This is a genomic window from Flagellimonas algarum (genome assembly GCF_040513375.1).
In the GTDB taxonomy this organism is placed as follows: Bacteria; Bacteroidota; Bacteroidia; order Flavobacteriales; family Flavobacteriaceae; genus Flagellimonas_B; species Flagellimonas_B algarum.
The window spans coordinates 1-24,288 of record NZ_JBEVTG010000003.1; the positions used below are offsets into that span (position 1 = coordinate 1).

Consider the following 24,288-nt stretch of genomic DNA (forward strand, 5'->3'; position numbering starts at 1 on the left):
GTTAGCTTCGTAATGAGACCTCCCAATCAATGAAAATAACGACCAATGCCGCTTTGGAAGAACGGCTCAATACCTACTCCCATGGCTTGGGTATCCCTCTTGCCCTGATCGGTACCTACATTTTGATTGCGTCCACATCAAATACCGCCTGGACGGTACCCCTTTTGGTGTACGGGCTGACCATCATCATTCTGTTTACCGCTTCGACCCTGTACCATGCCTATAGCGATCCGGTCTTAAAGAGGAAGTTGCGGATTTTCGATCACATCAGTATTTATTATTTGATCGCCGGCACCTATACCCCGGTTTGCCTATTCGTACTCCAAGGATCAAAAGGGACCCTGCTGCTATATGCCGTTTGGGGCATCGCGCTTTTCGGAACACTGTTGAAACTCTTTTTTATTGGGCGTTTCGAAGTCTTTTCATTGGTCTTATACGGTCTCATGGGTTGGTTGGTAGTCATTGATTTGCCCTATCTAAGTACCGTTATGGGCGAACCTGAACTTTTTTACTTGGGGCTAGGTGGTTTTTTCTACACCGTGGGCATTGCATTTTATGCCATCAAGAAGATACCGTACAATCATTTTATCTGGCACTTGTTCGTCTTGGGAGGCGCCTGTGCACATTGGTATATGATGGTGCTGATTAGCATTTCGGCTTAATTGAACAACCAGGCATAAATGGGTATGGCTTCAGTTGAAGTTGCCGGATTTCTTTTGTAAACACTTTCTATTTTCGAACTTGACAAATGGGGCGGTACCGTCGTTCGGATAACATTTTGTAAAAAAGACTCGTAATCAGGGATTCCATCATAACGTTTGATATCGACTTGGTTGACATAAAACGGTTTGTTCAAAAAATCTTCATGGAAATCCCACGCTTTTATTGCCTCGGGAAGTTCCGGTACTTTAAAAGAATCGTTCTCTTGACTATTGATGATCGTATTCCATATATAAGGAACGTAGTTTTCGTCTAGGTTTCCTTGACCCAATTCGATTTCTGCCAAAATATCCCCTTGGCTGGATTTGGTCAACTGGATTTCGCGATCATTTTCCGTCCAATCTACACTCCAATTCAAGGGTTCGAAGCTTTCAATGGGAGCGCCATAGGCGTTCAGTTTATAATTTGGCATTTCTATTTGCGTCCTGAAGTATTGGAATTCTGTATTCAAACTATAGGCCATTCCAACCCCTGCTTCGATTTCCCAAGGCCGATAACTTCGATTATCTATGAGATGGTAAAAGAATCCATTAAATTCTTGGTTAGACAAAAAACCTGATACTTCCATAGCGATACTGTATACGCCATCAGGCAAGTTTAGGGCTTGAACATAGCGTTTTTCAATGCCGTTTTCGGAAAATGTGTTTCTATCAAGTGTAAAATCAGCCGGAACCGGTGAGGCATCGATCCATGCGAATTCATAGGCCTCGGTGTCCGTCTCACGTAGGCTTACATAATATCTATCCGGAGTATAGGACGGGCAAGAAAAGCATCCTAATTCGGTCAAATAAAACTCCTCGACATCCTGAAAATTCAAAAACCCGAAATAGCGTGCACCGTTACTTCGCAATCGATCAAAGTCGGTATCCGAAAAACCGGAGGCCCTATAGGCCAACTGTGGATTTCCTGTAGGCACCGGGCGAAAGTCCAGATTTATTTCAGAAAGGGTAGTAACATCAATGTCCGAAATGGTTTTGAACCTTGCAAAATCACGATTGCCATTTGGTCTGTTCACTGCGAAGGTCAACATCAATTTTCCCAAATCGTTCGGTTCCAACCCTGTGCGCAAGACAAGCTGTTGTTCACTTTGATCGATAACGGCTTCATCGAGCAATAAACCGGATTTAGTCGAAATAAACACTAAGGCTTCCTCATCGTTATCAAAGAACAAACCGGGTACATTGATTTGTAACAAGCGTCTTAAGATAGTAACCGGAATTTCAAGGCTGGTGGTATTCAACAGCGCATCACGGGCAACGATCTCAAACCTACCTGCACCGGTATCGAATTGGGCCGGTTTGAATTCATAGGTTTCGTTATCCGGGTTTTCTACTGCGAAAAGGGCTTGTTCCCTAAAACTGATCGAAAGGGAGAACAAATCCGAGTAGGTGTCTTGGATTTTGGGAGCGATCAAAACGTTTCCATCAATGATTTGGTCGTTGATCAGTCCTTCCAAATCGATTTCGGGCCCGGTATTGTCGGCAACGAACCCTACTTCATAAATCGCTATGTTCTCGGCCAGGTCGGTTGCGGTGATTTTAAAAATGTGTGGTCCATCGGCCAAGTCAGCGGTCATTAGGTTGAACTCCGTTACATCGGATGCAACGGTGCCTACCGCTTGGTTATCGACGAAAAGGGCGATTTCCTGCAAGCCTTGGTTTTCATCGATGCTAAAAGTAATGGGGTTGGTATCCCCGCCCAAAACCGTACCTTCTTCGAGACTGACTGCTCCGATAGACGGTATTTCATTGTCAACGTTGATCTTTTGTGTGGCCGAAACCGTATTTCCGACACTATCGGTCGCATCGATACGCAAGGTGTAGTCTTTGAAATTACCGTTAATCTTTGACTCTAAATCGCTCAAGTCGATGATCAGGGTAAAGGGTGCACTGAGGTCCTCGGCAACTTTAGTGTCGTTGATGAAGCCCTCCACTTTTTCGATTCCACTGGCGTCTTCCGCTGCTACGTTGATTTGGATCTGATTCCCGACAACGATGGCAATAGTACTGTTCAATTCAGGAAAACCGGGAATGGAGATCGAGACCGTTGGTGGTGTCGTATCTATGGCATCGGAACCATCATCATTCGAATCCGAAGAACATCCATAACATAGCACCAGCATGCACAATAGCAAAGACCATTTATCCATAGGAAGATTTTTATTAAAAATACAGAAAATGGAATGCTCGCTTAAAATTTGTGGATACGTAGCACGAAATTTCGATTATCGTTAGGGGCCAATAGGTTACATAAAAAAGGCCAATCCGATACCTAATACGATTACGATCAATTTTCGAAGGTTAAAACCGTGCCCTTGTGAACTTTCGAACAGAATGACGGTGGATACATGCAAAAACACCCCTACCGCCAAAGCTGATAAATAGGGTTTGTAAGTTTCGAAAACGGTCAGTTCGTTCGCTAAATAACTTCCCAATGGCGTCATCAGGGCGAACACCACCATGAACAAGAAAACATAGGCTTTCTTTAAATCCGAACGGATCAGAAAAGTCGAAAGAATGATCGCAATGGGTAATTTATGCACCAAAATCGCATAAAGCATGCCGTTGCCCTCGGCAATGGGAATGCCCTCGACCAGGGCATGGAGACAAATACTGAAAAAGAGCACCTTTGGAAAATCACCCCCATTTATGCTATGATGCACATGCCCGTGCTCGGCACCCATCGAAAAAGATTCCAAAAAGACCTGCAAAAGCACCCCGATCAGAATGAACAGGGCCGCCAACTTGGGTTGTGCGTCTACATAGACCTCGGGCAGGAGTTCGAAAAAAGTCAAAGCCAATAGAAAGGACCCACTGAAGGCCAATAACAATTTGGTGTTTCCCTGTCCTTTGGGGCGCAGCCAACGAACCATCAGATAGCTGATGACCACGACGAGGAACGGCAATAAGTAAATCATGTATCGGTAATGGATTGCCGGGTAAAATTACCCTATTTTTGGGGAATCTAAGACTTTTTTGATGGCAGGAAACTTTCGGATGTTGGCAAAGACCCTCTATGGATTCGAACCCCTTTTGGCGCGTGAATTGCGAAATTTAGGGGCAGGAAACGTCACCGAAGGCGTTCGAAATGTCAGTTTTGACGGTGACTTGGGATTTTTATACAAAGCCAACCTCTGCTTACGCACTGCCTTAAAAGTATATCGACCCATTGCCAAATTCAAGGTCTTCAACGACCGGCAGTTATACCAACAGATTTATGAACTGCCCTGGACCTTGCTTTTCGATGAATCGATGACGTTCGCCTTTGATACGACCATGAATTCGACGGCATTCAAAAATTCGATGTTCGTATCCTTAAAAGCCAAGGATGCTGTGGTCGATAAGTTCCGGGCAGCGCAAAAGAAACGTCCAAATGTGGATTCGGCCAATGCCGCGGTACGTATCAACATCCACCTACAACAGAACGAATGCACGGTGTCGTTGGATAGCTCGGGGAGTTCATTGAACCAAAGGGGGTATCGCTGGGCTACCAATATCGCACCCATCAATGAGGTGTTGGCGGCCGGCCTGCTGTTACACAGTGGATGGGACGGGCGAACTGATTTTATGGACCCGATGTGTGGCAGCGGGACCTTACTCATCGAAGCCGCCATGATCGCTTGCAACATTCCGGCCAATATCAATCGTACCGCCTACGCTTTTCAAAATTGGAAAGACTTCGATGAGGGCTTGTTCGAAAAGATCAAGGAAGCTTCCTTAAACAAGGTACGCGAGTTCCATCACAAGATCATCGGTTACGACAAGGCCCCCTCTGCGGTTCGGAAGGCAGGTGAGAATTGCGAAACGGCAAATTTGGATGGCTATATAACCATCGAACGAAAGGATTTTTTCAGAACCGAAAAAACCACTGAAGGGCCGTTGCATATGGTATTCAATCCGCCCTATGGCGAACGGTTGAACATTGATCCCGAAGTGTTCTATTCGAAAATCGGTACCACTTTAAAACACGGCTACCCGGGAACCAATGCCTGGATGATCAGCTCGAATTTGGAGGCGCTGAAGCATGTGGGACTCAAACCTTCACGGAAGATCAAGGTTTTCAATGCCAAACTAGAATCGCGCTTGGTGCACTATGAGATGTATGAAGGAAGTAAAAAAACGGCGCGGAAAGTTCAAGACGCTTAGCGCTTCCTAAGCCAGGTTTTACTGGTTTTGTGCCTTTTCTTTGGGTTGCTTCTTTTTCTTGTAAAGTGGGAGGAAATAGGAAATCGAATAATTGAATCCCACCCCGAAATTACTGCCGTCGGTAACCCTGTTAAAGCCGGGTATCCATAAATTCCTGAAATTGTCGGGTTCCTTGTTCGTGATCAAAAAGCCCAAACGCGCGCTCATCCCGATATAGATGTTGTGCATCACCTCGGCCTTGATGCCTAAAACGAATTCCAGCCAACTGGCATTGAGACTAGAGAATTCGACCGGGGTATCACTGCCCAAGACAAAATCGTCAGGACTGAAAAGTCGATTACTGTCAAAAAACCGGAAGTTATTCAGGGTTTGGCTAAAACTACTGAAGGCGTAGCGCCCACCAAAACTGATTTGGTTGCGCATGCCGAACCAATTCTGGTAGGTGTTGATATCGACCCCAGCCTTGAGATAACTCCCAGAGGTTTCATATTCATATAAAACCGAGTTGGCCACATTCTCATCTTGGGTGCGTTCTTCGGTACCCAATTCAGCAGCCAAATACAGGTTTTCCGTCAACCGGTAATCCCCTACGATTTCAAAACCGGTATAATCTTCAATGAAAAAGGAAAGCGCCGGTCTGCTTAAATCCACCCCGATCCGAATTCCATAGGCTTCACGGCTATCAGTCGAGTCATTGACTTGTTCGGTAGGGGTACGCTCTTGGGCCTGAAGTACAAAGGTGAGCAATATGAAGAAACAACTAATGGAAAATCTTGACATGAATGGCATTTGAGATTTCAATATCGGTTTCTTGTATGCTGATCCCTTTGATCCAATCGGTGCTATAGACGGTGCGCGTGGTATCGAGCCCATTAAAATTGGCGACGAACCCACAGGCACGGGAAATAAAATTTTCGTTGACCGTATAATCAAAGGTCAGGGTATCAATGGTGCCGGTTTCATTGTTTTCATCATCATCGGCCGAATCGGTGATGAACATGAATTCAGTGGCGTCGGCAGTAATACGCAAGGGAATGGAAATACTGTCAAGCGAGCTGCTTCGGTCAGTAAAGGTATTGACAACGATATTTTCGGAAGTTTCAACGATGCGCAAACTGGGTACGGTTTTGGCCAATGTGGTATCATTGACGTCGAAAAACCCAATGATCAATAAGGGAGTATCCCCTTCGACACAAATGTCATCCTTTTCACAAGAGGAAAAGTAGCAAAGTACCACTATGATCAAAAAAACCGGAACGATTCGCCTCATTCGTTTATCTCCTATCGCTTTTGTAAAAGTACTACATTTTCTACGTGATGGGTCTGCGGAAACATATCGACCGCTTGCGTTTTGACAACTTGGTACGCATGGTCCATAAGCGCGAGATCACGGGCTTGTGTAGCACTGTTGCAACTTACGTAAACAATTTTTTCCGGGGCCACGTTTAACAATTGTTCAACAACTTTTTTGTGCATTCCATCCCTGGGGGGATCGGTGACGATGACGTCGGGCCGCCCATGGGTCTCGATGAACGCGGCATCGAACACCGTTTTCATATCCCCGACATAAAAATCCACATTCCCGATTTCGTTTTCCAAGGCGTTGGCCTTGGCATCGGCGATCGCCTCGGGCACGGCTTCGATCCCGATTACCTTTTTCGCTGATTTGGCGATGAACTGGGCTATGGTACCTGTTCCGGTATAGAGGTCGTAAACCAGTTCTTGACCGGTCAAACCCGCAAAATCGCGAGCGATTTTATACAATGCATAGGCTTGCGCCGAATTGGTCTGATAAAACGACTTGGCATTGATCTTAAAGCGAAGCCCTTCCATTTCTTCCGTTATGAAAGGCTTCCCGTGATAGCAGATAACTTCTTGGTCGTAAATGGTATCGTTCGCCTTGGCATTGACGACGTATTGCAAGGAGGTGATCTCAGGGAACTTTTCCTTTAAATGATCGAGTAGCGCACTCCTGGCTTCCGGGTCGTCCTCAAAAAACTGTACGACGACCATCAACTCCCCGGTCGAGGTGGTTCGCAGCATGACGTTACGCAATAAGCCGGTCTGTTTTTTTGGATTGAAAAACCGGAATCCTTGATCTGTGGCAAAGGTTTTGATGGCAAGGCGGATGGCATTCGAAGGGTCTGCTTGAAGGTGGCATTTTTTGATATCCAAGATTTTGTCCCACATCCCCGGAATATGAAAACCAAGGGCATTTCGATCGGTGATGGTAAGATCGGAGTTGATTTCATCTTCCGAAAGCCAACGTGAATCCGAAAAGGAAAATTCCATTTTGTTCCGATAAAAGTAGACTTGGTCTGCCCCCAGAATGGGTAGGGCATCCGGTAGTTCCAACCCTCCGATGCGTCTTAGGTTGTTATATACCTCCCTTTGTTTGTAATACAATTGGTGCTCGTAGGCCATATGTTGCCATTTGCATCCGCCGCATACGCCGAAGTGTTCACAAACCGCTTCGGTGCGCTTATCGGAATAGCGATGAAAACGGGTCGCCATGCCTTCGTAATAGCCCTTTCTTTTTTTATGTGTCCTGATATCGACCACATCGCCCGGTACGGCATTGTTCAAAAAGACCACCCTGCCATCGGGGGCTTTGGCAACTGCTTTGCCTTTGGCTCCGGCATCGATGACTTCGATTTGTTCGAATACTTGACGACGATTTTTTCGCATTTGGCAAAAATAATGCTTTGCAGCCTGTAAATTGGGAAGATTTTCGATCGATTTGGGAACCTTTCGCGGACATGACCGTCTATTAGGAGCACACATGGTGAAACCAAGTAAAATAGTAGATGCCTTGTTGGTGATTTCATACCAAGCGGGGGATAAAAAATCCTTCGAGTTATTGGTACGCCGTTGGAACAAAAAGCTCTGCCTCCATGCGTACGGATATGTGCGTGACTGGGCTTTGGCCAAAGACATTACCCAAGACACCTGGAGCACGGTTTTGGCCAAAATCCACATGCTTCGTGACAGCAACAGTTTCGGAAGTTGGGCCATGACCATCACCACACGTAAATCGTTGGATGCCGTAGCCAAGCGGAAAAAATGGCAGCACCGTACCGTGGAGTCACTGCCCATTTCGGCGGATGACGAAAACCGGGGCGACATTAAGGAACGACGGATAGCAAGAATGCAACGCGCGATGCAAAACTTGCCTTTCGATCAGCGCATGGTGCTCAAGTTATTTTACCTGGAATCGTATTCCATCAAGGAAATCAGCCGTATTACCAAGGTATCCGCAAGTACTGTAAAGACGCGCTTGTTCCGTGCAAGGGAAAAATTAAAGGAAGTTTTAAAAAATGAATAGTATGAAAACAAAAGAAACCGAACAGTTGGACGCATTGATCAAAGAAACCCTTTCTAAGGAGGAAGCCGCGTTCTATGAGGAATTGGAAGAGAAAAACCTCTTCGGAAAGATATCCGAGGTATACAAAAGCAAAATGGGCTGGTTGGCCATCATCATGAACATCATGCACTTGGTCTTGACCGGGGTCTTGGTGTATTGTATCATTCGATTTTTCGACACCGAATCATTGAAGGCGATGTTGACCTGGTCGTCTGCAGGGTTTTGCTGTCTTGTATTCATGTCGATGATGAAGTTGTACGTCTGGATGCAAATGGATAAAAACGATGTGTTGCGTGAATTGAAACGCGTCGAACTGCAAGTTTCGGTCTTGGCCCATAAAATGGCTGAGAAAGAGACCGACTAGCGTCATAATCGAAATATTTTTAACTTTGTGTCTCTACAAGGATGATTTCTCTCCTACGCTGAATTTTCGATGCCCGTCGAAAGGATAAAGGTGCAGAAGGAATAACTTAAGTCGTATTCTAAATTTTTTAATTATGGCAGCAGTTGATACACTGACTTCGCAAGAAGCCATTGCATTGGAAGATCAGTATGGGGCACACAATTATCATCCTTTACCCGTTGTATTGAGCAGGGGGGGAGGTGTTTACGTTTGGGATGTCGAAGGCAAGAAGTACTTTGATTTCCTATCCGCTTATTCAGCGGTCAATCAGGGGCATTGCCACCCGAAGATCATCAACGCTTTGAAAGACCAGGCCGAGCGATTGACCTTGACCTCAAGGGCGTTCTACAATGACCTATTGGGGCGCTATGAACAATTTGCCACCTCCTTTTTCGGATTTGACAAATTATTGCCCATGAACACCGGGGCAGAAGCCGTTGAGACCGCATTGAAACTGGCCCGTAAATGGGGCTATGAGAAGAAAGGTATTCCAGCGAACCAAGCCAAGATCATTGTTTGTCACAACAATTTCCATGGACGGACTATTTCGATTATTTCAGCGTCGAACGACCCTGTGGCTACCGAAAATTTCGGCCCGTTTACCCCAGGTATCGTTTCGATACCTTACGATGATATTGATGCCTTGAAAGCGGCATTGGAAGAGGACAATGTCGCCGCATTTTTGGTAGAGCCTATTCAAGGGGAAGCTGGGGTTTACGTACCTGGCGAGAATTATATCAGTGAGGCACATGCCTTGTGCAAAGCTAAAAACGTATTGTTCATCGCCGACGAAGTACAGACCGGTATCGCAAGGACCGGTCGTTTACTGGCCAGTTGCGGAAACTGCAGCTGTTCGGATAAGAACTGTTCGGATACCCCGATGGTCAAACCCGATATACTGATTTTAGGCAAGGCGATCTCTGGAGGTGTTTTCCCGGTTTCAGCTGTTTTGGCAAACGATTCGATTATGGAGGTCATCAAGCCTGGCAACCACGGTTCCACCTTTGGGGGCAACCCTTTGGCCTGTGCCGTGGCGATCGCTGCCCTCGAAGTGGTCCGGGATGAGCGTTTGGCTGAAAACGCCGATCGACTGGGTAGGCTTTTCCGCGCTGAAATGGAGAAACTGATCCAAGAAACCGAATTGGTCCGCCTGGTTAGGGGAAAGGGGTTGCTCAATGCAATCGTTATCAACGATACTGAAGAAAGTTCAACCGCTTGGGATATCTGTATGGCCTTGAAGGAAAATGGATTGTTGGCCAAACCCACCCATGGGAACATCATCCGATTCGCGCCGCCTTTGGTCATGACCGAAGAAGAATTGCACGAATGTGTGGCGATCATCAGGAAGACCATTTTGGAATTCAAATAATGAAAAATCCCCGAAAGGGGATTTTTTATTTGGGTAAAGCAGGATACATTACCCCAGATTGTAAGCTTCGTTCGTTCGGAATGGTATTTTTGAAGGTCACCGGAAAAGAGGTGTAAGGCCAATTCGCTCCATAGGTAAATACCACGTGTAGGTGGGGATATCCTGCAAGGCCCGTATTGCCGCTGTACCCGATCAAGCCACCCCGGGGTACCGTTTCCCCGACATTGACCACCGCCCCATTGTTGGTCAAGTGCATGTACCAGGCGTAGGTATCGTCTTGATGTTGCAACAACACGAAGTTGTTCGGAAAACCCCCGTCGATCCCACGTTCTTCAATAGCGATGACCACACCGCTGCGCGAAGCCACGATCCGTTGCCCGATGGGCATATTGACATCGATCGCGAACATATCGGGGAGGCCCGCGCTATGGTAAGATCCATCGCAATGGCCCAGACCGATTACATACGATTCACCGATAGGATAGGGAAGGTAATAGGCCGAACTTTGCCAATCTGGATACTCGGCATCGGCACAATTTTGAATGTTCGGATTCAACCCGATATCCCCGGTTCCGTTCAATTCTTGCTTCCAGCCTTCATCATCTTGCCAACAAGATGATAGGACGACCATGATGGTGAGCATGAAAATTTTTGACTTCATCGTTTTTGTCCAAAGCTAACGCCAGACCCTGCAAAAGGCGTCTCTTTGTATAGGGAAAACAAGAAAAGTATTAGGGCGACGTCCTTCCTGAACCACCTTTTTTGCGGCGGAGCTGCCTTTGGATTTTCCGGATGGCCGATTCGATGGACTTTTCCGGTTCGATGATGTTGTATTCGCCCCAAAAATCAGGGTCCGAAAACCCGACAGCCTCATCACTTAGAATGATCGATTTCCGAATCCGTTCCTTTGATTTCGGATAGTCACCCTTGATATTTTTCTTCCAATCGGTAACGGCCATTTCAGCGGACATGCTATAGACCGAGTTGAATAATTTGTCTTTCCAATCGACCTTGAATTCGAGCAATACATTGCTGTAACCATAGTACCATCTATCGTCTTTATTGCGATAATCGACCCGATACGCCACCTCGGTTGGCCAGACATCGACATTCGAGGGTTTTTTACGGACAAACAAGCGTGCAGCCAGGTTTCGATTCGTGATATTCAGTTTATACACGGCACTGCGCAGCGATTTCTGTTCGACATCGATATACAATTTTCCATAGTACAAGGGTTCGATGATACTTTCATGTTGTTTGAAATCAATGATGTAGATCAAGCGGTCATTGATAAAGGTGCTGCGGTCAAAACTAAATACATATTCGTCGATGGTACCACCGGCGAAAATGTACTCGGGGTATTTCATGATATCGACATATAGGGCATTGAAGGGCCCGCCCTGCAATTTTAATGCAACGGTGTCCAACTTGCTGTAGTCGGTGCTTTTCCTAGCCTTGAACAATTGTACCACATCGCGTTTTGATGAGGCATACGGGGTTTTATAGATGTTGACCACAGCTTCCGATAAGGATACGTTTCGGCGACGTCTTTTGATCGTCTCTCGGTAAAACGCCGTCATTAGGGTAGGGTCTTTGAAATAGTTCTCACCCCGTCTGTTGAGCACCTCGCGAACCAACGAACCTGCATTCTTGGGGGCTTTGATATCGAATTCATCCAATTGCGTCACGGCTATTGAAAGTTCGATCTTGTTCTTGTCTTTTTTTAAAGAACGCAGGGCCAAGGTTTTGCTTGAATGTCCTAAAAATGAAAAAGTAACTTGGCCTTCGGTAATCGAAACAGGTACTTTCAACAGAAATTCACCTTCGGTATTCGATATGGTACTGATGTTGGTTCCTTCAATGGTAATTGTAGCAAATACAAGGGGTTTGCCACTTTGGGCCTCGGTCACTTTCCCTTTGTAAGACGTGAATTCCTGATCCTCTACTTGAATTCCGAAGACCGGTGCCACCAAGAAGGCCAATAAAACTAAAAGAAATCCGTCCTTTCGCATCATCAATACTGGTTTCATAGCGCGCATTTGGTTCGATTTTTTCGTTAACCCTTTCAAGATCACAGGGTTTCCACTAAAATAATCCATATTGGAGTATTGGTTGCCAACTTTTGTAACGCATTACAAGATTTAACACTTCTTTGTCAAGATGCTTTGCGCTGTTTGAGGTATTCGGAAGGATTTTGATTTTCGAACTTTTTGAAGGCTTTATAGAAGGAAGCACGATTGTTGAACCCAACGTCATAGGCAATTTGCGTAATGTTGCTGTCATTGTCGCGCATAGCGACCAAGAGGACCTTGGCGGCATTGATGCGATGTCGGTTTACATAATCGAAAAAGGAAAGGTTGAAATGTTGGTTGATGACCTGCGAGGTATGGTTTCTGGAAAGCTTTAAGAGGTCGGCTACATCGTTCAATCGAAGCGTACTTTGTAGAAAAAGTTGCCGTTCGTCCATCAAGGTTTCCAGTTTCTTTTTCTTTTCCAGTGAAACGGCTTGTGAAAGTCCTGCTTTCCTGTATTTGACAAAAGGGACGATCTCTTTGAGGGGCTTACCCTCGAATACTTCAGGTTGTATAAAACCGAAAAAGGCCAAAGCGCCTATAAAAAGGACGATGACGGTATCGACTAAGTAATCGTAGCCTGGGTCCATCCACCCGAATCGTGTGAAAACGATATAGCTTGAAAACGCCAAGACAAATCCCAAATACGAGCCTAGAAACCATTTGAGCCAGTTGTTTTCACGAAACCCGGAAACACGTGACGGTCCGAATCGCACAAAAGTCAAGACGGCATAGAAAAACATCAAAAATTGGACGACCCAAATACTTCCTTTCGGGATCCAGGTGTGTTCGGCAAAGGTTCCTTGTTGCAGCACATCAAGCTTTTCCATAGTACCCAAGGTGTAGAACGGAAGGTTGAGCACCACAATGGCCACGATAGGTATGAGAAAGAATCCATCGGTTTTGCGAAATCGACCATGTCCATGGATGTGGCGTACATACCAAAATACCAATGGCCCATAAGTAATCCAAATGGGAAAATCGCTAAACGTGAAATGGACGAACTCATGGGTGGTCAAATACCCCGACCAGTACAGACATTTGTAGAGTAGTTCATAGGCAAACAGCAAAGTATACACCCCTAAAAGCCTATTCGCGAAGCGCTGCCCCTTCTTTTTGAAAAAGAACAATACCCCCAAACCAATGCCGGCAAACGCGAAAAATAAAAATACGATGATATGCCAAGCCATATCCGGTGCTTTATACTGTCAAAGATAATAGCACCTAGGCACCGATTGTCTCTTAGTGTAGGGATTTACCTTTGGTCTTGTTTTTAAGGGCTTAGCTTTCATATAATTCAAGGGGTAAATCGTCGGGATCGGCGAAAAACGTAAACCGCTTTTCCGTGATTTCATCGGTACGGATCGGTTCACAAGACACCCCCAGGGCACGTAACCTTTCTACCTCCGCCTCAAGATCATCAACTTGAAAGGCGAGGTGCCGAAGCCCGCAAGCCTCAGGTCTTGAAGTCCTTTTCGGTGGATGGGGAAACGAAAACAATTCGATGGCATATGTGCCGTTGACCGATAGATCCAGTTTATACGAATTTCGTTCGGCACGGAAAGTTTCCTCAATGATGTCGAACCCTAGGATTTCGGTATAGAACTTTTTTGAAACCTGGTAATCGGAACAAATGATGGCAATATGATGTACCCCACGAATCATCTTGTCAATTGAGCATGAACAATGCATTCGCGAAGAACAGCTTGCCATTCTCCCAAAAACCCCGGAACAAGGGGTTGTCGACCATGTAGACCACTTGCCCACCACCATACGACTCTACTGCGTAGACCACGGTCTTCTCGATTTTTTTCTGGGCATTGCTGCCTGCAAAACCGGAAACGGGTGTGGTTCCCTCTTCCAAATAAGCCACATTGCCTTGCGAAAGATAGGAATAGGAGTCGCTACCGAGCTTTAGGGTGAAATAGCTATTGCCATACCCATAGGCCAACGGATGCGTATTGTCGACCTTGGTCTTGAAAATCGCCCCGGTAATCGCATTCTTCATTCGTTCGCGACGGGTTTTGCTGAACGCCATCGGAGTATTATCCTCACTTTGGGCTTCCGACGATTTGGTTTGGATGCCAAAACCATCGTCACCGTCGATTCCACGTATGGCACCGCCCATAGCGATGAGGTTTCCGCCATTGGAGACCCATTCCTTGAGTTCACCAAGCGCATCCGCATCGAAATACCCACCATACCGACCTCCAGGAAGGATCAAGGCGTCATATGAAGAAAGATCGACCCGTTCAAAATACTCGGCATCGATTACGGTTACGGGAAAGCCCAATTGCTGTTCGAAAAAGTGCCAAACCTCCCCAAAACGTAAGGTTGATGTAGGCCCTCCTGATAGGATGGCGACTTTCGGCTTATCGATCATTTGTACAAAAGGAGAACCGAAGTCCTTGCCACTATCTACAAATCCCGTAGTAACGGCGTGCAATTCCTTTTGATGTTCTTTGGCAATACGGTTTAAGGAGGTTAAATAGGATTTGGCCCCCATATTATCCGATTTCGTAATGATCAAACTGCCGCGCTGGTATTGTTTCCCTTCGAGGCTGAAGGGGGCATGTGCCGTTCTCACACGAATTCCTTCCTTCAATAGGGCAGCTAAAAATCGGGCATCGTCCATGCTATTCCAATCACCGACATGGGCAAAGGCCGGCTGTACCCCAAATGACCCTTGCGACCCGTTAGATGCAACCGTGGGCAGCTGTGTGGTCGAGGCAATGGCTTGTAAGCCATAGGCATAGGGTAACGACCAGGCCGTAATATCATAAGTGAGCGAGTCTTGCAACTTGGCATTCGGTTCAAAAAGGACCTTCACCAGAGTCCCTTTCTTTTGGTCGGTTGAAATGATCAAATCGTTGGCATCGGTTCGCATGGTACCGTTACTTCCGGTAGCATAATTGAACCCTTTTGCGGTGCCATTGGCCGCGCGATCGAACTCGATTTCGTGCTTGGCCAATAAAGCCTCCAACATCTTGATCTTATCGGCATTCCCTTTCAATACATAGCTCTTGTATTTAAAAGATCGATCGCTATAGAATTTTTTGAATTCCGAATTCAAGGTGGCCACATTCTGTGAAGCCACTTCAACGGTAGAAAGTCCGGTGGTATGGTGATGGGCAATGCGATCCTTTAAGGTCAGGGTGTCCCCGATTTGGGTCAATATCCCTAGTCCCGCGCGTCCACTACCGCCTTGCTCATAGGTCATCCCAATGGAGCCATTGTACATCGGGTAGGTATCCCCATAACTGGGATAAAAGAGATCAAAGAACTCTTTGGTAAAGTAAAACCATCCCTTGGCGTCGAAATACCGTGCATGGTTTTTTCCTATCGTCACCTGAAAATCGCGCTGGAAATCGGTGATCACTTCGTGATAAGGTTCGGCCGCTGGGGCAAAATAATAGGGGTTGTTGACACCTTGCTCATGAAAATCGACATGGATATGGGGCAACCAGTTGTTAAAATGTTTGATGCGTTGTTGGCTTTCGATCTGCGTCAACCACGCCCAATCCCTATTTAAATCGAACATATAATGGTTACTTCGACCGCTCAGCCACCCTTCATGGTGCTCAATGCTGTTCGGATCGATTTGGTATGGCATATTCTGCTTCTGGTTATACCAATTGACATAGCGGTCCCTTCCGTCAGGATTGATACAGGGATCCATGATCACCACGGTATGCTCCAAATAAGCGCTCTTTTCGGTGAGCAGCTCATAAATGGTCTGCATTGATGCTTCCGAGCTTACACTTTCATTTCCATGAACGTTGTAGCTCAACCATACGATCGCTTTATCCGAATTGCCTTCGGATTCGGTCGATTTTAAATGCGCCTCGCGAATCGCTTCTAGATTGGAGAGATTGCTTGCGGTCGAAACATAGGCGAGTAGGAGGCGACGCCCTTCATTGGTGCGCCCGTATTCTACCAGCTGAACCCGATCCGAGGCCTGTGCTGCCAAGTATTCATAATAATCGACCACTTGGTGGTGTCTTGAAAACAGGGTGCCCAATTCATAGCCCAGAAAGTCCGATGGGGATTTCAGGTCTTGGGCGGTCAATACGAGGGTAAATAAGGATAGGACGAACGGTAAAAATCGCTTCATAGGTGGTGGATTGTGTAAGAATCCAAATCTAAAGAAAATTCGTGGGTATGCAATTAACGAATTTTTAGGAATGGTCAAAAGGAAGAGACTTATCTTTAGGCACCTATTTAAGAGTTGATGCAAGCAGATTACATTGCCTTTCGCGATACCGGATATTTCTCCTCACTTATTTGCGATTATTTGGACGAAGCGGAAGCTTTAGGGCCTTTTTATGGGCATTTTCCTACATTGGATGCCTTCAAAGACCAAATAGCGGCCAAGTCGAAATCATTCCCCAAAGCGAACCGGACGGTATTGAAATCGGCCTTGGAAGCCCAATATGCCCATACCGTCGCATCAAAACGGACCAAGCAGCATATTGCGAGTTTGGAAAAGGATACCACCTTTACCATAGTCACCGGTCATCAATTGAATTTGTTTACCGGTCCGTTGTATTTCCTTTACAAGATCATCTCGACCATACGCTTGACACAAGCCCTTAAAAAGCAGTATCCCAAAAATGATTTCGTCCCGATTTATTGGATGGCCACCGAAGATCATGACTTCGATGAGATCAACTATTTCAATTTCGGAGGACGCAAAGTACAATGGAATAGGGAAGCAGGTGGAGCGGTAGGACGCTTCGATACCGCAGGATTGGACGCCGTGTTGCAAGTCATGAAAACCCAGTTCGGTCAATCGACACATGCCAAGCAGCTGCTTACGCTGTTTGAAGACAGTTACCTGAAGCATAAAACCCTGGCAGCAGCTACCCGATATTTGGCCAACGCTTTGTTCGGGGCCCATGGTTTGGTCATTGTCGATGGTGACGACAAGGTGTTGAAAGAGCTATTGGCACCCCATGCAGCCAAGGATATTTTCGAGCAATTACCCTATCAGGTCGTGGGGGCAACCAATGCGGAATTGACACAACTCGATGACCGGTATTCCATTCAGGTCAATCCCCGAGAAATCAATTATTTCTATCTCAAGGATTCGATCCGAGAACGCATCGTTGCCGTTGAAAACCATTTCGAAGTAATGAATACCGGCCTGCGTTTTACTGAAAAAGAGTTGCGTCGGGAGTTGGACGAGCATCCCGAACGATTCTCACCAAACGTCATCGCAAGACCGCTGTACCAGGAAGTGATATTACCGAATTTGTGTTACATCGGCGGGGGTGGTGAGTTGGCATATTGGCTACAACTAAAAGACTATTTTGAGGCCATGGATGTGGTCTTTCCGATGCTTCTATTGCGGAATTCGGCCTTGATCATATCGGAAAAACAACAGGGAAAACTGGAGAAAATGGGCTTGGAAATCAAAGATCTCTTTCTCGATGCGAACAGCCTGATCAACAAGAAAATCAGGCAAATTTCGAACATCGATATCGATTTCAGCCCGCAGAAGCAACAGTTGCAAACACAATTCAAAGGGCTGTACGACTTGGCCAAGGAAACGGATGCCTCTTTCTTAGGGGCTGTCAAAGCCCAAGAAAGGAAACAAGTGAAAGGTCTTGAAGCGCTTGAAAAGCGGTTGTTAAAAGCCCAAAAACGAAAGTTGAAAGATCAGGTGGCCCGTATCACCTCCTTACAAAACGAACTCTTTCCCAACCGTTCCCTGCAGGAACGCCAGTTGAACTTTTCTGAAGTGTATTTGCAGTACGGAGCGGCTTTGATCGATGATCTTTTTGAAAACCTCGATCCCCTTCGCCCCGAATTCACCCTTTTACGGCACTAATCGGGTCGTTACCCATTCCTTACTGTGTTTCGTAAAGCGCCAACGCTTGTGCTGTATGCGGTCCAATTGAACGATATCGATTACCGTAGGCACCAATTCGACCATGGCGAAATAATGACGGTGCTCCAATTGTTCGATGGGTAGTTCCGAATCGATTTCGGTACCCGGAGCTAAAGCCGTGGTATAATCCCGTGGGTTTTTCATTCCCATCGTTTGCCAATACCGCTCGCATTGTTCGGTATCCGATGAGGCCTTGGCCAGTCCGGTCATTCGGATTTGCAGGCGTTGGTCGGGATCATAGAACAGGGCAGAAGCCTTGGCGTTCGCTTCCAATTCAGTGACCTTTTGTGACCTAAGATCCGTAAAAAAGACCAGGTTGCCCGTGGCATCCACATGGCGCAAGACCACAGTTCGTGAAGCCGGGGCACCGTCGCCCGCAATAGTTGAAAAAACGAAGAAGCGAAAAGGGTCCTTAGCAATTTCGACTCCTTTTTTTATTCTAATAAACACCTCATTTAAAAGCATTTATGATTTTTTTTCGGGTTGTAACAAAAATATTTAAAAAAAATGGTAGGGTTTTATGCCTTAGCGTTGTTTTACTATCAAATTGCTATGAAAAAGGTTTTTACCTTTTAAAATATGAATTAGTTAATTCATGTGTTTAGGTTGGTTTTGATTTTTACCAAAAAGCCCCGGAGTGGTTCCTGGGGCTTTTGTATTTTTTGGGGTCTTACCTCCAATCGAATTTCGCTCCTTATAGCACGTTCCGATTAAAAAAGGGTTTTGAAAAAAGACTTGACTTCGAAAAGAGTGGCCTCCTTCATACTGTCGAAACGAACATCGGCATGACCCACCCGTTCTTCAGGTCCGATACCTACGCTATGGAAGGCCCCGGCTTTTGCAGCGTCGATCCCGGCTTCCGCATCTTCGAATACCACGCACTCTTCAGGTTTCAACTGCAACAACTTGGCTGCCAATAAAAAGATATCCGGCGCGGGTTTGCTGTTGGTAGCCGTATTACCGTCGGATACGGCATCGAAAAAGTCCGTTGCCTTGAGTTGTTGTAATACCATTTGGGCGTTTTTACTCGAGCTTCCCAAGGCGACGCTAAACCCTTCGCGTTTCAAATGGATCAATAATTCCTTCGCCCCCGGCAAATAATCCTCGGGACTCACCGCTTCAAGCGCGGCCACGTAATAGTCGTTTTTTTGGGTCGCCAGTTTGGTCAAGGTGGCATCATCCATCGAAAGCCCGTTGTGTTCGGCGATGATCTTGATCGATGCCAATCGAGAGACACCGCGAAGCTTCTCGTTGACCTCACGATCGAATTTCCATCCTTGCTCTTCGGCGAGTTTTTTCCAAGCTTGGTAGTGTTGTTCGGCGCTGTCGGTGATGACACCGTCCAAATCAAAAATGAACCCTTTGATCATATCATTGCAATTGGAGCCCAAAGAAACGGGTAAAAATCAAGATATGAAACTATTCGACGTGGTATTCCAACCGCATGGTGATCGAAGCGGTCTTGTTCTTTGATGAAGTATTATAGGCACCGCCCCAGCTGTAGTCTTCCCCTGAATTTTGTCCGGTTATTTGAAACACCCCCATGCGGGCCGAAATCAAATCGCCGAGACGACCGCCTGCATTTTCAGCGATTTTTTCAGCGCGGATTCGGGCATCTTCGGTCGCTTTTGAGATCATTTCGATCTTCAAGTCCGCCAATTTCGTGTAGTAATAGCGTGGCGGTGAAGAGTTCAGCTGCACCCCTTTGTTCAGCAACTCGGTGATTTCGCGTGAAACCGCTTCGATACTGGCCACTTGGGTCGATTCTATTTGAACTGTTTGGGAGAGTTCGTAGCCCCGAAACAAACTGCCCACATAGTTGCCGTTTTCATACTTGTTATCGCGTTGTTCAATGGTCTGTACCGAATTGAAGATGATGTTTTCGCTAGCAATACCCTTGGACACCAAATAATCGCGGACGACTTCCTTGTCACGGTTCAAACGTTCAAAAGCCGTTGTCAGGATCGGACTGTAGGCAGAAAAACGGCCTTCCCAAACAATAAGGTCTGAGGTGAAATTTTCGTTGCCAAGACCGGTGACTGAGATCACTTGTGGCGGATTGGCCCTTTTTACATAGGCGTTTCCAAGAAAAAAAGCAGCCAAAATGATGGCCAGGGAAAAAATTACGGCAGTTAAATTCTTCATGGTACAACTTTTCGATAAGCTGTTATAAATATACCCAAAAGATCCTTTTTCAACCCGGTCATTTTGCTATTTTTGCCCATGCATAACCAAGTACTGATCCTCGATTTCGGTTCCCAATATACCCAGTTGATCGCACGTCGCGTCAGGGAGCTGAACATTTATTCCGAAATAAAACCATTCAACAAGATACCGGGCAACCTGGATGATTACCAAGCGGTGATTTTATCGGGTTCACCTTACTCGGTCAGGGCCGAAGACGCCCCGGTGCCCGATTTGACGGGCATCAAGGGGGTAAAACCGCTGTTGGGGATTTGTTATGGGGCCCAGTTCTTGGCCCATGCGCATGGAGGTAATGTAGCCCCATCGACCATTCGCGAATACGGTCGGGCAAATTTGGAAACCGTGCATGCCGAAAGCGTCTTTTTGAAAGGCATCACCCGCGGTGCGCAAGTGTGGATGAGCCATAGCGATACCATCAAGAAATTACCCGAACAGGCACAATTATTGGCAAGTACCGATGATGTCGAAAATGCCGCTTTTCGTTGGAAGGATGAAGATACCTACGGCATCCAATTCCATCCCGAAGTATACCACACCACTGATGGCACCCAATTGCTCAAAAACTTTTTGGTCGATATTGCCGGTTTGCAACAAGATTGGACCCCGGATGCCTTCGTAGAGACTACGGTCAACGAATTGCGCCAAAAAATCAAGGAAGATAAGGTCATCCTCGGGTTGTCAGGAGGTGTCGATTCAAGCGTGGCCGCCATGCTCTTACACCGTGCCATCGGCCCGCAACTGCATTGTATTTTCGTCAATAACGGGCTTTTGCGAAAAAACGAATTCACCAATGTGTTGGACCAATACAAGGGTATGGGTCTGAATGTCAAGGGTGTAGATGCTTCGGCACGTTTTTTGGATGCCCTCAAAGGCGAGTCCGATCCCGAAACCAAACGCAAGATCATCGGAAGGGTCTTCATCGAGGTCTTCGATGATGAGGCCAATAAGGTCGAAAATGCGAAATGGTTGGCCCAAGGCACCATTTATCCTGATCGAATCGAGTCGGTTTCCGCCAGTGGCGGGCCGTCGGCGGTGATAAAAAGCCATCATAATGTCGGCGGATTGCCTGACTATATGAAGTTGAAGATCGTAGAACCTTTGCAGCTCTTGTTCAAAGACGAGGTCAGAAGGGTAGGTCGGAGTATCGGAATGGACGCGTCCATATTGGGAAGGCACCCGTTTCCCGGCCCTGGACTCGGTATCCGGATTTTAGGTGACATTACCGCCGAAAAGGTGTCTATATTACAGGAAGTCGATGCGATTTTTATCGATAGTTTGAAAAAAAATGGGCTTTATGATAAGGTTTGGCAGGCCGGAGCCATGCTTTTGCCCGTAAATAGTGTAGGTGTTATGGGAGATGAACGTACGTATGAGAAGTGTGTCGCCCTCAGGGCGGTCGAAAGTACGGACGGAATGACGGCCGATTGGGTGAATTTGCCCTATCCGTTCTTGCAGAAAGTCTCCAATGACATCATCAATAAAGTCAAAGGTGTAAATCGCGTGGTGTATGATATCAGCTCGAAACCACCCGCAACAATAGAATGGGAATAATGAAATCTTACAGCTCCATATTGCTCGTCGGCTTCGCATGGTTCGTCTTCGGCCTTCAATCCGTTTTCGCCCAAGAAGCCGTTACACATACGGTTCAAGAAGGAGAGACCCTATACGGTATCGCCAAACAATACCGGGTGACACCCTATTCGATACTGCAATTGAACCCCGAAATCAAAAACTCGTCGGAGGTACAGCCGAATACCGTGCTGATCATCAAGAAAGGAGCAGATGAGGCACTTTCGGTCATTGTCCGTGATACTTCCGAAACCACTGATCCCGAACCGCTTCGTTTCGAACGGCACCGGGTCAAAAAAAGGGAAACGCTTTTTGGATTGACACAGCAGTATGGGATTTCCGAAGATCAACTGAAAAAATACAATACCGAATTATATGCCGAACCGTTGCGGAAAGGCATGGTATTGCGCATTCCGGTATATCCGGAGGTCGTCGCGGACGAAGAACGTGACATCGATTTCGAGACCTATGTGGTACTACCCAAGGAAACCCGTTGGAGTATCGCGCATAAGTATGGGATCAGTATGGATAGCCTGCTTTTGTTAAACCCGGAGTTACCCAAGAATTCCTCCATACTTTCCGTAGGGCAGGAGTTGCGTTTGCCCAGACCGAAAGGCGACAGTTTGGAAGGTCAGGAAGTCGCCCTTTTCGAATCGTTCACCGTTCCCAAGTCGATGGGCATTTTCAGGGTGGGCCAATTGTACGGCATACCAACGGATTCGGTCATCAAATTGAATCCTGAGATCGTCGACTTAGGCGGATTGAAGGAAGGTATGGTGCTGCGTTTGCCCAAACGCCTCCCAGAGAACCAACGGGTCAATACCGACAACTTCGTGTTTTATGAAGTAAAACCAAAGCAGAACCTATTTCGATTAACGCGGAACCTCAAGATTTCAAGGGATTCCCTTTTTGCGTTGAACCCGGAATTGGAAAATGGATTAAAGGCCGGTATGGTCCTGAAATTACCCAAGGCGAAAGGTGAACAATTGGAGGTCAAGAATTCCTTGGTTTTAGACCAGATCAACCTCGCCGATAGCATCAATACGGTCAATCGACCCGAGGTATTGTTTTTATTGCCCTTCCGCTTGGATCGGATCGATTTGGGCAATATGGAGCGTACCAAAAAGCAAGTCGAGTCTAGACGCGATATCAAGTATGCCCTAGGATTGTATTCGGGCGCTTTGGTCGCCTTGGATTCCATGAAACGCATGGGCGTGTCGATCAATGCAAGGATCATCGATTCCGAACGTAAGCTTGAACGTGTAAAGGCAGCATTGGCTGCACAACCACTATATGAGATCGATGCCATTGTGGGACCTGTCGACCCTAACCTGCTGGGCGAAGTGGCCGTTCAGGCCGCCACCTATGAAATTCCGGTAATCGCACCTTTTGCGGCCGAGAGTGGGTTGAGCCATAGCAATGTGTTCTACACCGAACCATCGGATGCCATTTTGCGCCAACGGATGCTCGATCATATCGCCAAGATAAGGACCACGGAAAACCTCATCGTCATCGCCGATGAAAACCACCAGGTGGCCAAAGATTCCATCTTGTCCAAATTTCCTATGGCCCGAGTGGCAAAAATGAGTGAAGACGGTTCGCTGCATCTTGAGGATTTTTTGGTGATGTTATCCGAACAAGAAGTCAACTGGGTCTTCGTGGAGACCGACAAACCCAACTTGGCCGCGAGTATCAGTTCGATTTTGAATGCGGCCAACGCCGAGACCGAGACGGGTGAGGTCGTGGTAAAAATGTTCACCACGAATTATAATACGGCCTTTCAAGGTAGTTCGATTTCCAGACCACATTTGTCCCGACTGGAATTCATGTTTCCCTCGTCCTACCGTGAGGTGGGGAGTGATGCATTCGTTAAGGCGTATAGTACAAAATTCGGTCATGCTCCGGATCGCTATGCAGTTCGCGGCTTTGACCTTACCTTTGATATGCTCTTGAAATTGGCCTACAAGAAAAATCTCTTCGAGGTGTCGAAGATGGTCGGTCAGACCGAATATAGCGGGAATCGATTTGATTTTCACGATGATTGGAGTTCTGGGTTTTACAACCACGCCACTTTTTTGATGCAATACGACGACCTACGAATCAAACAATTGGATACCAATGACATCGAAAGTAACCTATACCGGTGAATTGCGCACGACCTGTGTGCACCTGCGCTCAGGTAATGAGTTCATTACCGATGCCCCGGTCGACAATCGCGGGTTGGGAGAGGCCTTTTCACCCACGGATACCGTGGCCACGGGTTTGGCGAGTTGTATGTTGACCGTAATGGGTATCAAGGCCCGTGATATCGGGGTGGCCCTTGAAGGGGCTACTGCCGAAGTGACCAAGCACATGGCATCCGATCCAAGGCGGATTTCCAAAATCGAAGTGACCTTTACCATGCCCAATGGAGTGGGGCTAAAAGAGCGGACGATACTTGAACGTGTCGCCAATAGTTGTCCGATCCATTACAGCCTGCACCCAGACATCGAAAAGATAATTTCCTTCAATTGGTCCGAAGCCTGATCATACTCCTTTTTTTTACCGT

The 24,288-nt window shown here is 46.7% G+C and carries 22 protein-coding genes; 9 read left to right on the plus strand and 13 right to left on the minus strand.

The window, feature by feature from the left end; genetic code table 11:
- The first annotated feature begins 29 nt into the window (after window positions 1–29).
- Entirely contained in the window at window positions 30–662 is a 633-nt protein-coding gene (trhA, locus tag ABV409_RS13685; RefSeq protein ID WP_353878181.1) for a PAQR family membrane homeostasis protein TrhA, read from the plus strand.
- Here the strand turns inward: trhA and ABV409_RS13690 are convergent.
- On the minus strand, window positions 659–2,869 hold the full coding sequence (locus ABV409_RS13690; protein ID WP_353878182.1) for an Ig-like domain-containing protein: 2,211 nt from the start codon (window positions 2,867–2,869) through the stop codon (window positions 659–661). The two genes, trhA and ABV409_RS13690, sit on opposite strands and share 4 nt — an antisense overlap.
- A 96-nt stretch (window positions 2,870–2,965) precedes the next feature.
- Window positions 2,966–3,637 (minus strand): ZIP family metal transporter, encoded by a 672-nt coding sequence (locus ABV409_RS13695; protein WP_353878183.1) that lies wholly within the window; start codon window positions 3,635–3,637, stop codon window positions 2,966–2,968.
- Window positions 3,638–3,698: 61 nt separating this feature from the next.
- Here ABV409_RS13695 and ABV409_RS13700 point away from each other — a divergent pair, with 61 nt between their 5' ends.
- Window positions 3,699–4,865: a THUMP domain-containing class I SAM-dependent RNA methyltransferase gene (locus ABV409_RS13700; protein ID WP_353878184.1), complete on the plus strand. Its 1,167-nt coding sequence runs from the start codon at window positions 3,699–3,701 to the stop codon at window positions 4,863–4,865.
- An 18-nt stretch (window positions 4,866–4,883) separates the two neighbouring features.
- On the opposite strand, the gene ABV409_RS13705 is transcribed toward ABV409_RS13700, so the two are convergent.
- The 3 genes from ABV409_RS13705 to rlmD are packed head-to-tail and all read right to left on the minus strand — an operon-like array spanning window position 4,884 to window position 7,553.
- A complete protein-coding gene (locus ABV409_RS13705; RefSeq protein ID WP_353878185.1) occupies window positions 4,884–5,645 on the minus strand; it encodes a DUF6048 family protein in 762 nt (253 codons plus the stop codon).
- The gene (locus ABV409_RS13710; RefSeq protein ID WP_353878186.1) at window positions 5,626–6,135 is read right to left on the minus strand and encodes a DUF6452 family protein; all 510 of its coding nucleotides are present in this window, start codon (window positions 6,133–6,135) and stop codon (window positions 5,626–5,628) included. Before ABV409_RS13710 ends, ABV409_RS13705 begins: the two co-directional genes overlap by 20 nt.
- A gap of 11 nt (window positions 6,136–6,146) precedes the next feature.
- On the minus strand, window positions 6,147–7,553 hold the full coding sequence (rlmD, locus tag ABV409_RS13715) for a 23S rRNA (uracil(1939)-C(5))-methyltransferase RlmD (RefSeq protein WP_353878187.1): 1,407 nt from the start codon (window positions 7,551–7,553) through the stop codon (window positions 6,147–6,149).
- A 94-nt stretch (window positions 7,554–7,647) separates the two neighbouring features.
- On the opposite strand from rlmD, the gene ABV409_RS13720 reads away from it, so the two are divergent.
- From ABV409_RS13720 to rocD, 3 genes are all read left to right on the plus strand, one after another.
- Complete coding sequence (locus ABV409_RS13720) at window positions 7,648–8,190, plus strand: RNA polymerase sigma factor (RefSeq protein WP_353878188.1); 543 nt, start codon at window positions 7,648–7,650, stop codon at window positions 8,188–8,190.
- Window position 8,191: 1 nt separating this feature from the next.
- Window positions 8,192–8,593, plus strand: a complete 402-nt coding sequence (locus ABV409_RS13725) for a DUF6768 family protein (RefSeq protein ID WP_353878189.1) — start codon at window positions 8,192–8,194, stop codon at window positions 8,591–8,593.
- Between the two features lie 133 nt (window positions 8,594–8,726).
- Window positions 8,727–10,001 carry an ornithine--oxo-acid transaminase gene (gene rocD, locus ABV409_RS13730; protein WP_353878190.1) on the plus strand — a complete coding sequence of 425 codons (1,275 nt, stop codon included), beginning with the start codon at window positions 8,727–8,729 and terminating at the stop codon, window positions 9,999–10,001.
- 25 nt (window positions 10,002–10,026) lie between these two features.
- On the opposite strand, the gene ABV409_RS13735 is transcribed toward rocD, so the two are convergent.
- The 5 genes from ABV409_RS13735 to ABV409_RS13755 all read right to left on the minus strand — a co-directional run bounded on the left by ABV409_RS13735 (window position 10,027) and on the right by ABV409_RS13755 (window position 16,187).
- On the minus strand, window positions 10,027–10,662 hold the full coding sequence (locus ABV409_RS13735) for a M23 family metallopeptidase (RefSeq protein WP_353878191.1): 636 nt from the start codon (window positions 10,660–10,662) through the stop codon (window positions 10,027–10,029).
- A 70-nt stretch (window positions 10,663–10,732) separates the two neighbouring features.
- Window positions 10,733–12,031, minus strand: a complete 1,299-nt coding sequence (locus tag ABV409_RS13740) for a carboxypeptidase-like regulatory domain-containing protein (protein ID WP_353878192.1) — start codon at window positions 12,029–12,031, stop codon at window positions 10,733–10,735.
- 125 nt (window positions 12,032–12,156) lie between these two features.
- A complete protein-coding gene (locus ABV409_RS13745) occupies window positions 12,157–13,263 on the minus strand; it encodes a helix-turn-helix domain-containing protein (RefSeq protein ID WP_353878193.1) in 1,107 nt (368 codons plus the stop codon).
- A 91-nt stretch (window positions 13,264–13,354) separates the two neighbouring features.
- The gene (gloA2, locus tag ABV409_RS13750) at window positions 13,355–13,738 is read right to left on the minus strand and encodes an SMU1112c/YaeR family gloxylase I-like metalloprotein (protein ID WP_353878194.1); all 384 of its coding nucleotides are present in this window, start codon (window positions 13,736–13,738) and stop codon (window positions 13,355–13,357) included.
- A gap of 4 nt (window positions 13,739–13,742) precedes the next feature.
- On the minus strand, window positions 13,743–16,187 hold the full coding sequence (locus ABV409_RS13755; RefSeq protein WP_353878195.1) for a M14 family metallopeptidase: 2,445 nt from the start codon (window positions 16,185–16,187) through the stop codon (window positions 13,743–13,745).
- Window positions 16,188–16,304: 117 nt separating this feature from the next.
- Between ABV409_RS13755 and bshC the strand changes: the two genes are divergently transcribed.
- Entirely contained in the window at window positions 16,305–17,906 is a 1,602-nt protein-coding gene (gene bshC / locus ABV409_RS13760; RefSeq protein ID WP_353878196.1) for a bacillithiol biosynthesis cysteine-adding enzyme BshC, read from the plus strand.
- On the opposite strand, the gene ABV409_RS13765 is transcribed toward bshC, so the two are convergent.
- From ABV409_RS13765 to ABV409_RS13775, 3 genes are all read right to left on the minus strand, one after another.
- Window positions 17,895–18,431: a pyridoxamine 5'-phosphate oxidase family protein gene (locus ABV409_RS13765; protein WP_353878197.1), complete on the minus strand. Its 537-nt coding sequence runs from the start codon at window positions 18,429–18,431 to the stop codon at window positions 17,895–17,897. The genes bshC and ABV409_RS13765 overlap by 12 nt on opposite strands.
- Before the next feature lie 245 nt (window positions 18,432–18,676).
- Window positions 18,677–19,336, minus strand: coding sequence for a beta-phosphoglucomutase (gene pgmB, locus ABV409_RS13770; RefSeq protein WP_353878198.1), 660 nt, complete (start codon window positions 19,334–19,336; stop codon window positions 18,677–18,679).
- A 49-nt stretch (window positions 19,337–19,385) separates the two neighbouring features.
- Window positions 19,386–20,111 carry an SIMPL domain-containing protein gene (locus ABV409_RS13775; protein WP_353878199.1) on the minus strand — a complete coding sequence of 242 codons (726 nt, stop codon included), beginning with the start codon at window positions 20,109–20,111 and terminating at the stop codon, window positions 19,386–19,388.
- 78 nt (window positions 20,112–20,189) lie between these two features.
- On the opposite strand from ABV409_RS13775, the gene guaA reads away from it, so the two are divergent.
- From guaA to ABV409_RS13790, 3 genes are read left to right on the plus strand one after another with little or no spacing between them, the layout of a single operon-like run.
- Complete coding sequence (guaA, locus tag ABV409_RS13780; protein ID WP_353878200.1) at window positions 20,190–21,722, plus strand: glutamine-hydrolyzing GMP synthase; 1,533 nt, start codon at window positions 20,190–20,192, stop codon at window positions 21,720–21,722.
- A complete protein-coding gene (locus tag ABV409_RS13785; protein ID WP_353878201.1) occupies window positions 21,722–23,887 on the plus strand; it encodes an amino acid ABC transporter substrate-binding protein in 2,166 nt (721 codons plus the stop codon). The genes guaA and ABV409_RS13785 overlap by 1 nt, the downstream gene beginning before the upstream one ends.
- Entirely contained in the window at window positions 23,859–24,266 is a 408-nt protein-coding gene (locus ABV409_RS13790) for an OsmC family protein (RefSeq protein ID WP_353878202.1), read from the plus strand. Before ABV409_RS13785 ends, ABV409_RS13790 begins: the two co-directional genes overlap by 29 nt.
- Window positions 24,267–24,288: the final 22 nt, after the last annotated feature.